This window comes from Photobacterium chitinilyticum (assembly GCF_004104355.1).
Lineage (GTDB): Bacteria > Pseudomonadota > Gammaproteobacteria > Enterobacterales > Vibrionaceae > Photobacterium > Photobacterium chitinilyticum.
In genome coordinates, this window is the sequence record NZ_RJLM01000002.1 from 656,639 (window position 1) to 671,378 (window position 14,740).

General features: G+C 45.2%; 8 protein-coding genes and 1 tRNA gene. 5 read left to right on the forward strand and 4 right to left on the reverse strand.

Annotated elements, in window-relative coordinates; translation table 11 throughout:
• Positions 1–61 precede the first annotated feature (61 nt).
• On the reverse strand, positions 62–949 hold the full coding sequence (locus EDI28_RS08945; protein WP_128783492.1) for a LysR family transcriptional regulator: 888 nt from the start codon (positions 947–949) through the stop codon (positions 62–64).
• A 179-nt stretch (positions 950–1,128) separates the two neighbouring features.
• On the opposite strand from EDI28_RS08945, the gene EDI28_RS08950 reads away from it, so the two are divergent.
• A complete protein-coding gene (locus EDI28_RS08950; RefSeq protein ID WP_128783493.1) occupies positions 1,129–2,385 on the forward strand; it encodes an adenylosuccinate synthase in 1,257 nt (418 codons plus the stop codon).
• Between the two features lie 84 nt (positions 2,386–2,469).
• Here the strand turns inward: EDI28_RS08950 and EDI28_RS27535 are convergent, their stop codons facing one another.
• Complete coding sequence (locus tag EDI28_RS27535; protein WP_164918513.1) at positions 2,470–2,592, reverse strand: carboxypeptidase family protein; 123 nt, start codon at positions 2,590–2,592, stop codon at positions 2,470–2,472.
• 264 nt (positions 2,593–2,856) lie between these two features.
• On the opposite strand from EDI28_RS27535, the gene EDI28_RS08955 reads away from it, so the two are divergent.
• Both EDI28_RS08955 and EDI28_RS08960 read left to right on the forward strand, forming a co-directional pair.
• Positions 2,857–2,947, forward strand: a tRNA-Ser gene (locus EDI28_RS08955).
• 430 nt (positions 2,948–3,377) lie between these two features.
• Positions 3,378–3,851 (forward strand): hypothetical protein, encoded by a 474-nt coding sequence (locus tag EDI28_RS08960; protein ID WP_128783494.1) that lies wholly within the window; start codon positions 3,378–3,380, stop codon positions 3,849–3,851.
• A gap of 162 nt (positions 3,852–4,013) precedes the next feature.
• On the opposite strand, the gene EDI28_RS08965 is transcribed toward EDI28_RS08960, so the two are convergent.
• Positions 4,014–4,475, reverse strand: coding sequence for a TetR/AcrR family transcriptional regulator (locus tag EDI28_RS08965; protein WP_128783495.1), 462 nt, complete (start codon positions 4,473–4,475; stop codon positions 4,014–4,016).
• A 585-nt stretch (positions 4,476–5,060) separates the two neighbouring features.
• Here EDI28_RS08965 and pulA point away from each other — a divergent pair.
• A complete protein-coding gene (gene pulA, locus EDI28_RS08970) occupies positions 5,061–11,231 on the forward strand; it encodes a pullulanase-type alpha-1,6-glucosidase (RefSeq protein WP_128783496.1) in 6,171 nt (2,056 codons plus the stop codon).
• 213 nt (positions 11,232–11,444) lie between these two features.
• The gene (locus EDI28_RS08975; RefSeq protein ID WP_128783497.1) at positions 11,445–12,287 is read left to right on the forward strand and encodes a dienelactone hydrolase family protein; all 843 of its coding nucleotides are present in this window, start codon (positions 11,445–11,447) and stop codon (positions 12,285–12,287) included.
• Between the two features lie 92 nt (positions 12,288–12,379).
• Here the strand turns inward: EDI28_RS08975 and EDI28_RS08980 are convergent, their stop codons facing one another.
• Complete coding sequence (locus EDI28_RS08980; protein ID WP_164918514.1) at positions 12,380–14,215, reverse strand: methyl-accepting chemotaxis protein; 1,836 nt, start codon at positions 14,213–14,215, stop codon at positions 12,380–12,382.
• Positions 14,216–14,740: the final 525 nt, after the last annotated feature.

Genomic DNA, 14,740 nt, shown 5'->3' on the forward strand with positions numbered 1-14,740 from the left:
TATCCCTTCAACGATACGACCATCAGAAGCAATGATGCCAGAAATACAACAGAGCCATGCACTATTGCACCTGCTGCGATTGGACAATTTCTTCGTTTACCCAGTTTAATAGTTGTTTAATTGCCCGAGATAGTACCTGATTTTGCCTGACAATATAGCCGAGGCTGGTGGTTGGAAAATCAGGTAATGGTGTAATTGTCGTTTGTAGGTTGAGCTTGGGGTGGAGAGAGAACTCTGGCACTATCGCTACCCCGAATCCCGCTTCCGCCCAGTCGATTTGGGCATCGACACTGCCGACCTCCATTATCCGGTACTTTGGTAGGCTGAGTGTGGGTAGTGCAGAATCAAGCAGATCACGGGTACGGGTATCGTGACCGAGTAAAATAAGAGTGGGCTCTTCCTGATTGTCTGTTCGCAAGCCTTGTTGCCAGCCCTGTAACCCATTGCCGAGCGCACACCATTTGACCTGTTGTAGCTCGGTGAAATGCAGTGGCTGGCTTTCTTTTTGCGCCATTACAAATCCCAGATCAGCCTTGGCACTTTTGACCAGCTCGGCGGCTTGTGACGAGGTGGTATTGAGCAACGACAGATCGATACCGGGAAACTCCTGCTTGAAAGACTGGAACGGCGAGATCAGCAAGAGTCGCGAGATAATATCGCTGGCGGCGATGGTCAGAGTTCCCTGACACAAGTCATTGATAGCATTTAGATCGGCCTGACAAACTTGCAGCTCCATCAACGTGTTTTGTGCGCTTTGCAACAGGCGTTCTCCAGCCTGTGTCAGTCTGAAAGGATTACGCTCAATCAGTTTAACCCGTGTGGCTTGTTCTAGCTGCTTAATATGCAGGCTGACATTAGGCTGGGTCATATGTAGCTCGGTTGCCGTCTTGCCGAAATGCTCCAACCGGGCCAGGGTCACAAAGGTGTTGAGCCAGTGAATATCTAACATGGGGATCCTGTGATTAGTAGTGGGGATGAGAAGCTCGAGGTGATATTAGCTCGCAATATTCTACGCTGCTCTCAAAATAATCCCATATGGAATTCTTATCAAGGTGATAACGATTATTAATTTTTCTTATTTCCAATCGAGGCATAGGATAGTGGCATCGCTTTTGAGGAGAGTAAATCATGTCGTCTATTGTTGTTGTTGGTGCTAACTGGGGTGATGAAGGTAAAGGCCGTATCGTTGACTATTTAGCCGATCAGGCTTCAGCGAGCATTCGTTTCCAGGGTGGCAATAATGCAGGTCATACCGTGGTGAATGACTTCGGTACATTCAAGCTGCACCAGCTTCCAAGCGGCGTATTTAATCCTGACTGTATTGCGGTGCTAGGCCCAGGCATGGTGATCAGCCCGGCGCCATTAACCGAAGAATTGGCTGAAGTAAAAGCGGCTGGCGTTAACGTCAACATGCGTATTTCAGACCGCGCGACACTTTGTCTTCCACTCCACGCTATTGAAGACACACTAGAAGAAGAGCGCTTGGGTGATGGGGCTTATGGTTCGACACGTCAGGGCATAGCACCCGCTTATGGCGACCGAGTGATGAAGAAAGGTATCTTGGTCGGTTGGCTCAAGCAGCCTGAAGTACTGCGTGAACGTATCCAGTTTATGCTGGACTGGAAACTGCCACAGCTTAAGGCGTTGTATCCGTCATTTGAATTTGAGCAGACGGCAGAAGAGATGACCGAGTGGTTGCTTGAAGTTTCGGCGCCTTGGCGCGATGCGATCTGTAACGTTACCCTGCCTCTGAAAGAACTGCAGGCAAAAGATCAAAACTTGCTGTTCGAAGCACAATTAGGTGCAGGTCGTGATTTGGTCTACGGCGAATATCCATGGACGACGTCTTCCAACGTGATTTCAACCTATGCAGGTATTGGTAGCGGTTTGCCAGCACTTCGTCCTGAGCGTGTAATTGCGGTTGCCAAGGCATTTAGCTCGTCAGTTGGCACCGGCACCTTAATTACTGCGATGGAAGAGCAAGATGCATTCCGTGAATCTGCCAATGAATATGGCGCAGTTACCGGTCGTCCGCGTGACATGGGATATTTTGATGCTGTAGCGACTCGCAACGGCGTAGAAATTCAGGCGGCAACAGAAATTGCCTTGACCAAGGTAGACTGCCTGAGCGGTATGTCAGATCTGAAAATCTGTGTTGATTACGACGGTGAGCACAGCGAAAATCCAATTTGGCCGCAAACAGCAGCGCTTGCACCTGTTTATGAGCAAATGGAAGGCTGGAGTGAAGACATTACAGGATGTCGTACGTTCGAAAGCCTGCCAATTGCTGCGCAGAAGTATGTACTGCGCATTGAAGAACTCATGGGCGTACCGGTCAAGATGATCTCGGTAGGTCCTGAGCGTGAGCAAATGATTAATCGCTAATACCGGTTGATGTAGTTGTTCACACACCCAGGGAAGCAATCAGGCTGGCCAGCAATGGTCAGCCTGTTTGTCATTTGTAACTTGTTAAATATCGTTGGTTACGGCCAGTATTGCAGTCAGCATATCCTGACCAAAGGCAACGCTGCGCTCTGGTGACCAGCCGTAGAAGCTGTCGGGCTGCAGGTTGTGATCTTTGAACGGCAGCATGATAAATAGGTCGCTAGAAGCTGTTGGTTGATCACCTGCGAACCTTTAGTAAGAATGCTTCCTGGGGGCGGTTGTGCAGGTTAAGTGCGGACAGAAAGGCATGGTTTGTCACTACTCGCGTATATTTACCGAGCTTACTAGTCGTTTTTTATACTAACTCTATAAAAATGAGAATAAAGTCATTAAAAGTGGTTATCTGTTGAGCAGTTAACTCTGTTGATACTTTACAATGGCCCAAGAGCTAAGTATTATCCACCGCACTACGGAGAGATGGCTGAGTGGTTGAAAGCACCGGTCTTGAAAACCGGCATACGTTTGTAGCGTATCTAGGGTTCAAATCCCTATCTCTCCGCCATATTAGAAAGCCCAGCAGAAATGCTGGGTTTTCGTCGTTTAAAGAGTTTGAGTATTGATAGGGATTTGAAAATCCCCCATACCCAGAACGCTCCGCCAAATTCAAGAAAACCGCTGATGATTCAGCGGTTTTTTTATGCCTGAAATCTAGGGTTCAAATCCGCAATACCCTCGAAGCACTCCGCCAAATTCAAGAAAACTGTGATGTTTGGATGCGAGGACTTAGCTATTTTTTGATAAATAAAGTACAGCGACTATTATTTTTCATCTTAATGATGATAGTATTCGCATAAAGCAGTTTCTTTAAGGTTGATTGTTGTGCAAAGAATTCCTCTTTCCTCTTTAGCTGTAATGAGCTTCCATTATTGGCTGAAAATCAAGTGTTATTGCGATTTTTAACTGTTAAGCGTTTATATTAAAAGGTAAAAAATATGAATCTGTGTATACATTTTTTCGTTGAAGGACTTTCAAACGGAGAAATGAAGGGTAATTTTACGGATGAGCGAGCAAGGAAGCACTTGAAGGCGTTGTTATATGGGATCGATGAGGCTAGAGAAAATATTATTATCGATTTCTCGCTAAATCATACAGATACCATTACGCGGTACGATAATTTTAAAGAAGCATGGCAGCAGCTAGATATTAGTCAGCGTGAATTTATTGCTGCATTTAGGCATCTGTTAGGCAAAGCGTATATTAATCCTCATAACAGAGATTTTGTCCGTGAGTTTTTTTGTGACCTAGTCAGAGAGCGTTTTAATATTCATTTAAACGAACTCATACAATCAGACAGTTTGGAGTCATTGCCAAAAGGTCAGCAGATTTTACTCGCCAGTAAGGCCCATCGTGAAATCGTTGAAATGGTCGGTGCCTGTAACGAAGTGCAAAGTTATGAAGCTTGCTAATAGGGATAGATGGCAAAGGTGCGTAAGTTGAGCTCATCGTAAGCTGTTATTAGCCACTAACACAAACATTGTTGTATGTAATTTTTTGTCGCCCCATGGTTGTTTGTTATATAACAGCAATAGCATTCATGGGGTGTCAGTAAATCATGGGGATATTCTATATTACGCAAGATCGTTGCTAGTTGGCTCTTCCTCGCTTAGGTGCACAACGGCATAACCTAGGCTCAGATAGATACAGCGTTCCACTTCCTTTGGCTCACCAGAAATTCTAGCAAATAACCCAGCATACCCCATCTTTGTGGTGGTGATTGCACCTGAGTGCCGGATTGCTTTGACAAACTCCTGATCATTGTGGATTGCATATATCCAAGACGTAAAGAAAGCATCAGGTGACGTAAAGATGAGAGGGCGTTCAATAATCTCAGAAAATAATGGCTTTAGCTCGTTGATTAAATCAGCCTTTAACTTAAAGTGTGCATTGATACCAGAGCGGGCAATACCAACTTTTTTGGCTATTGCACTGAATGTCAGATAGTCAAAGCCTTCATTCATCGCAATATCAAAAGATGCATCGATGATTTTTTGTCTGGTTATAGCTGCAACAGCTTGGCTAACTCTTGGCACTGGTAACTCCCAACAAAGGCCATTGCCTGTAATGTTGTGATTGAGAATGAGTAAGATAAAGCATGATAACAGTATTCTAGAGAATATGAAGAATGACATTGTATTGGCACTGTACGAGGTGAACAGCACACTTGGCTAATTAACGACGCTATAATTATTGATTAGCTGCTTATTTGAACGATTAATATCGATAGCGGCAGATAAAGGCAGTACTTGGTATTTATTTGTACCTTTATTGATTACCTGCACAACTTTGCAATTAACTCTGATTTTTTCAAAATGTTATTTAATTTCATTTTTTACACGCAGAGTTGAACTAAAAGTGACGCTCATCTCGTTTTGCGGGTTTGTTCTGTAAATCAATAAAAGATAATGATGAACAATTAGTGATTCTCATCAACACTTCGGTTTCTACGCCCATCGCCTCATCCCCCTGCAAGCCCTTTGATAGGGTGAGGTAATGTTTTTCCTTGTTCTTATATCCTCCCTATATGTGTAAAGGTGATCAGTGCGCTGTTTCTTTTTCCTGGACGAAAAAGGATGGACTTTCACCGGAGCCATTTTTTCTAATCAATGGGTATAACAATGAAAACGAACCTAACAAAGCTGACCGTTGCGCTAGCATCGCTTGGTGCTTTGGCTGGTTGCGGTGATGATGAATCAACTCACCCGACAACCTACCTAAGTGTCCAGGCGATGGATGGCTACTTGCAAAAGGCGCAAGTTTGGCTGGATGTGAATGGTAACTTCAAGCTTGATGCGAACGAGCCGCAGGCGCTGACCGGCGCTGAAGGTAAAGCAACTTTGGATCTGACCAAGTTCACTGGCGATCCGGCGCACTATCCGCTGATGACAAAGGTGCTTAAAGGGCAAACTATTGATGAGGATAACCCTAGCATAACCGTCACTCGTGATTATGTAATGATGGCGCCGAAGGGATATAAAAAAATCAGTCCGGTAACAACGATGATCGGACTAAAAATTGCCGAAGGTGCCTCGGAGCAGGAAGCATTGGCGGCAGTGCGCAGTGAGCTGGCACAGCCTGATTTGAATCCAGAGCAAGATTATATCGCTTCAAAGAATACTCTTGTTGCCCAGTCAGCACGTTCGATCGCTCAGTTGTTACCAGAGCAGTTAGGTACTAATGATATTGCTGAGCAGAAAGCCGTATTGTCACAAGGTGCATCAGCGCTCGGCAAGGAAATCGAGAGTCAGCGGCAGAACAATCAGGTGCCGAACCTGAAAGATAAAACCTTGGTGAAGGGCAAAGATGGAAAACCAGCTGTTTCCAATGACAGTGACGGCGACGGATTTGCCGATGACATCGATCTCTTCCCGAATGATCCGAAAGAAAGCGCTGATTTTGACAAAGATGCTATCGGCGATCATGCCGATCTCGATGATGATAATGATGGCTATAATGACAGCGTTGAGTTGCGCCTGGAAAGCGACCCGTATGATCCACAATCTATCCCTTCTGACTTTGATGGCGATAAGCTGGCCGATGCGGATGACCCTGATGACGATAACGATAGTTTTAAAGATACTGATGAATTAAAGGTCGGGAGTGATCCGAAAAATGCGCTGTCGACACCATTAGATCTGGACGGTGATGGCTGGTCGAATGCTGACGAGGAGCGTTTAGGCAGCAGCAGTAAAGATAAAGCTGATCAGCCTGCAGATCTCGACGGCGACAAGATTGCGGATGCAGATGATCCTGATATCGATAACGATGGGGCAAGCAATAAGCAAGACTTATTCCCGCGAGATAGGTTTGAAAGCCTTGATACCAATGGCGACGGCCTCGGTGATTTTGCTTCAAGTGACGATGACGGTGATGGTATTCCTGATAGTATCGACCCTGAACCGAAAAACGCAAATAATACAACGAATAAGCCTGCTCCCCAATATACTGAAGCGGTGATCCACTATAAGCGTGCAGACGGAAATTACGACGGGTGGGGTCTGCATATCTGGAACAACGAAAGTTGTGACAGTATCGCCGACAGTGCATTGACTGATGTGTCATGGGGAAAACCTTTCCCAGTCTCTGAGGTAAGCAACGAATACGGTGCGGTTTATAAGCTGCCGCTTAAATCCGGCCATTCGAGTTGTATGAATTTTATTCTCCATAAAGGTGATAGCAAAGCACTTGGTGGCGGTGACTTGCAGTTTGATTTCTCGAAGGGTGACAAGATCTATACCTTTGATGGCAACAGCACGCTGTATTATGAACCCGTTACCGAAGTGCCGGTGAAATTGTCAGGTGCCTCTGCTCACTGGTTGGATTTAACCACCTTTGCCTGGTTAGAAAGTGATAAGGCGAAGAGCTATGAGCTCTGGTCAAGTGACAAGGGCAATGGTGATATCAGTAAGCCTGACAGCTTCAAACGTGCAACGTTGACCAATTCTGGCGTGATCCAAAACGATAAATTCCCACATCTTGCCGGTCGTACGGCGTTCACTCTTGATGCAGATGCCGAAAAAGCCAAAGCGTTGCTGAAGCAGCAGCTTATCGCAGTTGCTCTTGATGAGAACAATAAGGTTGTTGCCGCAACCAAGGTCCAAATACCGGGAGTGATTGATACTATCTACACTGCTGGTGCACAAGATGCCGATGAGGCACGTCTTGGGTCATGGATTGATTCTGGCGAGGCAAATTTTGCCTTGTGGGCACCAACGGCTACCGATGTAGAACTGTATCTTTATGGTGCAGATAAATCATTATTGGCTGAATCGCCAATCACGTTAAGCGAGGATCCGGCGACCGGGATCTGGCGTCACAAAGGTAGTTCCGACCTGAAAAATGTGTTTTATCGCTACCGAGTAAAAGCTTATCACCCTAAAACCGGCAATATCGAATGGATGAGTACTACTGATCCGTACTCCTTGTCGTTGAGCACTTCTAGCCTTTATTCGCAGCTGGTTGATCTCTCTGATCAGGCGACTAAGCCGTCGGGCTGGGATACACAGATGATCCCGACTTTGGCAAACCCGGAAGATAATATTATTTACGAGCTTCATATTCGCGATTTCAGTGCTAGCGATAGCAAGGGAAGTCCTGAATATAACGGTAAGTATTTAGCGTTTAGCGAAGAAGAACGCGACAGTGTTAGTCATCTTAAGAGCCTCAAAGAGGCGGGACTAACGACTGTTCATCTGCTGCCGAGTTATGATTTGGCATCTATTCAGGAAGATGCGACTAAGCGTGTAGATCTTAACGATACGGTCGACAAACTCTGTGGTGTAAACCCCAAGGCCAACCTGTGCAGCGACGGGACTTCGCGCTCGTCGACAATTCTTGACCTGCTTAAGGCTCTTGATCCAAAAACCGATAAAGCTCAGGCCTTACTGGCGGATATTCGTCCGTTAGATAGTTTTAACTGGGGCTATGATCCCTTCCACTATAGCGCTCCGGAAGGTAGTTATGCAGTAGAGAGTGATGGTGTTAGCCGGATCAAAGAATACCGTAGCATGATCCTGAAACTGCATGAACTTGGGTTCCGGGTTGTTCAAGATGTCGTATACAACCACACCTTCTCTTCGGGCCTTTATGATAAGTCGGTGCTGGATAAAACAGTTCCAGGCTATTACCACCGCCTAAATCCGGTATCGGGAGCCGTTGAAAATACGACCTGTTGTGACAACACTGCATCTGAAAACCGGATGTTCGAGAAGCTGGTTGGTGACAGTCTGATGATGTGGGCTCAGGACTATAAGATTGATGGTTTCCGCTTCGATCTGATGGGCCACCTGATGAAATCGAGCATGAAGAAAGTTTATGAACAGGTAAAAACCATTGACCAGGATAACTGGTTCTACGGCGAAGGCTGGAACTTTGGTGAAGTGGCGAATGGCGCACGCGGTGAGAATGCGACCCAATGGCCGATGGCAGGAACGGGGATTGGTACTTACAACGATCGCTTGCGTGACGGTGTGCGTGGCGGCGGTCCGTTTGATAGTGGTGATGCCTTGTTGAAAACGCCGGGCTTTGCCAATGCTGGTGATCGATTCGATGCCGACTTGAAGTCGAAAATGGATCTGATCCGTTACGGTATGGCCGGTAACCTTCAGGCATATCCTCTGGAGACATCGACGGGTGTAACGGTGAGCGGTCGCGACTTTAAGTACGGCGATCAAGGTGCGGCTTATACCTTGGATCCGCAGGAATCAATTAACTACGTTTCTAAGCACGATAACCAAACACTATGGGATTTTAACCAGTATAAAGCTGCACCAGATGTTTCGGTTGAGGATCGGGCCCGGATGCAGATTATAGGCCTGGCTCCTGTCATGCTTGGGCAGGGTGTACCGTTCTTGCATATGGGCTCGGAGTTGTTACGTTCTAAATCAATGGAGCGTGATAGTTACGACTCAGGTGACTGGTACAACAAGGTTGATTTTAGCAAGCAAACCAATAACTGGAATGTCGGCCTGCCTCGGTCGGACAAAGACAAGGATAATTGGGATGCAATCAAGACAATCATCAATAACCCAAATGCCAAGGCTCGTCCGCAAGATATTGAATGGACTGATGCTCGCTTTAAGGAACTGCTGAAGATCCGCTCGACTACGCCACTACTGAAACTGATCAGTGCTGATGAAGTCGTAAAACGGGTTCGCTTCCATAATACGGGCTCTGCGTCTGTGCCGGGAGTGATTGTTATGAGTGTTGATGACGGCGTTAAAGCCGGCGCTGATCTTGATACTAACTATCAGGCATTGGTCGTGGTGATCAATGCAAACATCAAAGCTCAATCGGTAACGCTCTCTGGTACTAGCGGATTTGAACTTCATCCAGTGATGGCGAGCTCTAGCGATAGCAAGATCACTCAGTCGAGCTTTAGCAATGGTACCTTTAATGTGCCTGGACTGACTGCAGCGGTTTTTGTTAAACCTCAGAGCGGTGAGCAGGGCGAAGGGCTAGGTGGCGAAAGCAAACCAGTGGTAATAGCACCGTACGGTGGTGAAAAAGTACTGGTTCGCGGTAGCTTCAATAGCTGGGGCGAAGATGCCGCTATGCAATATATCGGTGACGGAAAATATGCGTTGGAGCGTTACTTCGAACCGGGTGTCTATGATTTCAAGATCGCTTCAAGTGATTGGAGTACGGTGAACTTGGGCTTCGACAAAGTGTCAGCCGGTGATGGCTCGGTCAGTTTTGAGAAGGAAGGAGAAAACATCCGTATTACGGTAACGAAGCAGGGGCTATGGCAGTTTGTACTTGATGCCAGTGACAAGGAGAAGCCTTCGTTAGTGGTGAAAAATACCGGAAAAGACTTTGCTTGTTACGGCGGTGACAACAAAGCCTGTGAGCTGCGGATGTATCAGGTCATGGTTGAATCGTTCGTTGATGGCGACAGCAAGGCTGATTATGGTGAAGGTTACGGTACGTCCCATCACCGTGGTGACCTGCAAGGGGTCATTAACAGCCTTGATTACATCAAGAGCCTAAATGTAAATGCTCTGTGGTTGACGCCGGTGTTTGATTCCTGTGCTGGTGACGCGGGGGATCTCAAACTTGATGCGACTGGTTATTTTGCCTGTGACTACTTCAATGTCGATCCGAACTTCGGTACTAATGAGCAACTGAAAACGTTGATCAGCAAAGCCCATGAAAAGGACATGTATGTATTCCTTGACGGGGTCTTTGGTCACACCAACAAGGTAACGGTTAAACCATCGCCAACAGGCAAGCTACCGACACTTAAAGCTGGTGATGACAATTATGCGGGACAGCTGGTGGTCTACCCAGACAGTAACAGCATGGAGTTCTTCAAGGAGGTCGCGACTCACTGGATCAAAGAGTATGACGTCGATGGCTGGCGTTTGGATCAGGCCTATCAGTTACCACTTGACCAGTGGCGTGAAATCCGTACAGCGGTAGAAGCGGCATCGGCAGAGAATAAGACGGCTGGTAAAGTTTGGGGTACGCTGGGCTACATGGTTGGTGAAGTCTGGAAAGGGGCGGGTGAGATTGCGTCCACTACCTACGGCACTAATAAAGAGCCGGCTCTTTCTTCGGCGTTTAACTTCCCGTTGCGATACGGGTTGGTGAAAGCGCTGGCTGTCGAAGAGTCAGGTAATTCAGGTAATGCTACTGAGATCAATGCTTCTTGGAACAAGATCGAAAACTATCCTTATCATGCAATGCCTAACCTGATGCTGGGCAATCATGACTTGGTGCGCTTTGGTGATTTGATCCAGCGTGGTAACAAGGGTGAGTACTTCAAGCGTCATAAGGCTGCGTTTAGCTTCATGACTGCTTGGTCTGGCCCGATTACTTTCTACTACGGCGATGAGATTGGTGATGAAGTTGCCAACTTTGCGACCAAGTTGAAATCGGAAGATAACTGTTCGACGCAAGGATTGTGTGATGATCATGTCGCACGCTCGAGTGCCAAGATTGATGGTGTAACTGACGTTACGCTAACGGCTGATCAAGCAGATCTGAAGAGCTGGCTCAGCAAGGCGATGGCAGTACGTGCAGCCAACCCTGCGCTGTATAAAGGTAAGCGTCGCAATCTGTTGAGCTCCGAGACTGTGTATGCAGATCTGAAGCAGTACAACGATCAGCAGGTAGTGTATGTATTGAATGCCTCTACCGACTCGCAGAATTTCGAGTTGGATATGAGCAAAGTGAAGGCAACCAGCAAGTTGGTCGACTTGCTTAATGATGAAGAAATAGTGACTGGTAGTGAGAAAACCACCATCACCATTCCAGCGTTAACAGGCCGTCTATTGAAGGTTAACTAGTATGTGGAGGTGGCCGAATGCGATGTAATAACAGTCGGTCACTGAAGCGACAATTGTTGTAACTATATAAAGCGTAGTTATATAAAAGAAAAGGTCTGCCTCGGCAGACCTTTTGGTTTGGCGCACATAATGTGCAATGGCTATGTCTTATATTAATCTATTGATTAGATTAACTATTCTTTAATATTCAAGCCTCTGATTTAGGATTGTCTGATGATGAAACGTGTAATTACACTGATATTCTTTTGTTTGTTCCCGGTGATGGTGCATGCTCAATATAAAGGAGAAACGGTCCGGATCCCGATGGTAGACGAAGGGCTTCTTTGGGATACGGATATTACTCTGGAGGCGACACTATACAAACCCGAGGGGGATGGCCCTTTCCCCGTAGTGATTTTTAACCATGGATCAACAGGTCCTGGAATTATTCCCGAAGATGTGACTATCAACCCTTGGGGCTTTGGTAGCTATTTACTTAGAAAAAATATCGCATTGCTCATTCCTATGCGAAGAGGGCGAGGAGCATCTGATGGAAGCTATGATGAACAATATACGTGCAATCCGGAAGGAATCACTGAGGGTATTGAGTATGCACTGGAATCACTTGATGCCACATTTAGTTATCTAGATTCTCAGTCGTGGGTTAATAAAGAGAAAATTGTTCTTTCTGGTCATTCTAGAGGAGGAATGCTCTCACTTGTCTATGCTTCTGAACATCCTAAATCCGCGGTTGGCGTACTTAATTTTTCGGGGGGCTGGGTTTCGGATACTTGCCAAGTTAAAAGTGAGTCAGCCAATCTATCAATGTTTAAAAATGCCGGGCGAAAAATACAAGTGCCAAGCCTTTTCATTTACGGACGTAACGACCCTTTTTATGCCGACGAGAGCATTGAAGAGTTTGCTGAAACTTATAAGGCATCTGGAGGCGATCTCACATTCAAATTTTATAAGTTAGGGCAGCAAGTCAGCGGTCACAGCGTATTTTGGTCGTACTGGTATCTATGGACTGGTGTTGTTGATGACTTTCTGTTTCAGCAGGGGATGACAGCAAACTAATAGGACAGAATTATTTAGAGGGGCAACAATGTTAGGCCTAACGCTCGGCTTGTTTAAAGCCGAGCGTTAATTAGGTTAGCCTATTCTATTTATCAAAGTTTGAATTGCCCTAATAGTGCCTTTAACTCTTGGGTCATATTGGCCAATTCGATGTTAGCGATAGCCAACTGCTCCATACCTGCAGCCGACTCTTCACACACATTGCTGATGTCTTCCATATGGAGATTAATTTCATCACTGGTATGGCTCTGCTGCTCTATTGCCACGGCAACGTGACGGTTCATTTCACTGACGCATTCAACAGTTTTTGTAATGTCATGCAACGAGTTGTTAGCCAACTTAGTCTGTGATACCGCGCTTGTTGCGAGACCTTCGCTATTTTCCATCACCTTGGTGGCGGCTTCAGCGTCTGTTTGCAGTCCTGCGGTAATAGTGAGTATTTCTTTAGTTGCTTCCTGTGTTCTCAATGCTAACGATCGAACTTCATCAGCAACAACGGCAAACCCTCTGCCAGATTCTCCGGCACGTGCGGCCTCAATAGCAGCATTCAGTGCCAGTAGGTTGGTTTGGTCAGCGATTCCTTGGATAACGCCAAGTACTTCGCTGATATTCTGGCTATGTATTATCAATGTTTTAATTACATCAGTCGCACTTTCTACTTCATTGGCTAATAGAGTCACTCCATGGATACTTTGCTCTGCCATCTCACAGCCTTGCTCAGCTTCTTGATGGGCGTGCTCTGCTGCATTATCGGCTTGGATTGTACTTTGTTTAACCTCTTGTACTGCAGCATTCATTTCCTCCATGACAACAGCAATCTCGTTAACATCTTGCTGTTGTTTGAATGCTCCTGTTTTAGCCTGCTCCATAACAGCCGACATCTCCTCTGTGGTTGAGGCCAATTGCAGAACTGAGCTTGCGACAACATTAACCGTGCTATGGATCTTCCCTACGAAGGTGTTAAAAGCCAAACCTAATTCAGCAATCTCGTCATTACCTTTGGTATCCAGAGTCACGCAAAGATCACCATCACCATTTGATATTTCGTTCATGGTTTTGGTCACTTGGGATAAGCGGCCAGAAATTCGATTAGCGAAATAAACCACTAAGGTAGAAATTACGATTGTAATTCCAATACCAAGGATGAGAAGGAAGGATTTCGCTTCATCTTGAGCCTGGGATATCTGGCTTTTTAGTTGGCTAGCTTCCTCTGCCAGAATAGTTTCTGATTTTTTTATCGAACTTCTTAACTTGCCAATTAACCCTTGATTATCCGTTAAGCCTTCTTGACGTGATAAGGATACAAAATGATTAAACGATTCTTGATATTGCTCTAACACAGAGGTCAGTTTAGTTCTTACTGTTGAATATTCAGGTAGTGAAAGTTGATCCTGCATGTGTTTTAAGCGTTCAGTAAAGGCGTCTGCATATATGTTTTGGCGATGCAGCATAAAGTCCTTTTCCTGGCGACGCAGAAGCAGCAACTGAACTCGCAATTGAGCGTCATCAAGGCGGTTTATTTGCGTTTCTAACTCATGTGCTGCAGTTAGTAGTGAATGATAAAAACCACTGCTTTTATTTAGACCAATTTTCTGTTGGATTGATACAACTTCGTTAAAAATACTATTGTAATCGTTAGTAATGGATTTTAATGTTGGTAGGTTATCAAATGAAATGTCGGCGTTGGCTAATGTTATATTTAATGCCTGTAAATCTGTGTGGAACTGATTGAATTTTGAATCAAATTTTTCTTTGTATTCTATATCTTTATGGGCTAAAAAGTCTTTTTCATCCTTACGCATTGCCAACATATCAGCCTCGACCATATAAACAAGTTGCGAAGCATTTAGTACAGCTTGAATTTTCCCGATAAAATAATGTGAACTTGTCATCATGGCAATCATGGCGAGTATTAGAATGATCACCATGCAGTGTAGCGTTCTCTTTATTGACATTGTTGTTATTTATTCCTATCACTTGTAACAAAGTAGCATTTCTATACCAATCTGGGTAAGTTGTTGGTCAGATAGTCACAAAGGAAAATCACTTAGAACAAGGCACGAATTACAATTAACAAGTTGCTTTAATTGCAAAATTCATAACGCAGTTATAAACGATTTTAATCAGTATGAATGATCAAATACTTACGTTGATTGGCATTACATTCACATTTACTAACTAATGAATAGTCGTGACCTGTCTTCCATTTATCATACAAATTTATTTACAACGTAGTATAGGGCAAGTTAATAGCAATACAAAGACTTATAGAGTAAAAAATCAGCTACTCCTCTTTGATACCAAGTTTGAAGTACAACATTTAGAAATACCTGACATCACCGCATTACTTCAGACATGGAAATTGCGATGAACAGGATGCGAGTGAGCAATAGTTTTAAGGTGGAATAAGTCAGCAATGGCTTGCTGACTTTATATTGGATAGGGAGATATTG

What these genes read in the sequence shown, in the direction of transcription:
- EDI28_RS08945 (WP_128783492.1), bottom strand. Translation starts at nt 949, where the DNA reads ATGTTAGATATTCACTGGCTCAACACCTTTGTGACCCTGGCCCGGTTG.
- EDI28_RS08950 (WP_128783493.1), top strand. Translation starts at nt 1,129, where the DNA reads ATGTCGTCTATTGTTGTTGTTGGTGCTAACTGGGGTGATGAAGGTAAA.
- EDI28_RS27535 (WP_164918513.1), bottom strand. Translation starts at nt 2,592, where the DNA reads ATGCTGCCGTTCAAAGATCACAACCTGCAGCCCGACAGCTTCTACGGC.
- EDI28_RS08960 (WP_128783494.1), top strand. Translation starts at nt 3,378, where the DNA reads ATGAATCTGTGTATACATTTTTTCGTTGAAGGACTTTCAAACGGAGAA.
- pulA (WP_128783496.1), top strand. Translation starts at nt 5,061, where the DNA reads ATGAAAACGAACCTAACAAAGCTGACCGTTGCGCTAGCATCGCTTGGT.
- EDI28_RS08975 (WP_128783497.1), top strand. Translation starts at nt 11,445, where the DNA reads ATGATGAAACGTGTAATTACACTGATATTCTTTTGTTTGTTCCCGGTG.
- EDI28_RS08980 (WP_164918514.1), bottom strand. Translation starts at nt 14,215, where the DNA reads ATGGTGATCATTCTAATACTCGCCATGATTGCCATGATGACAAGTTCA.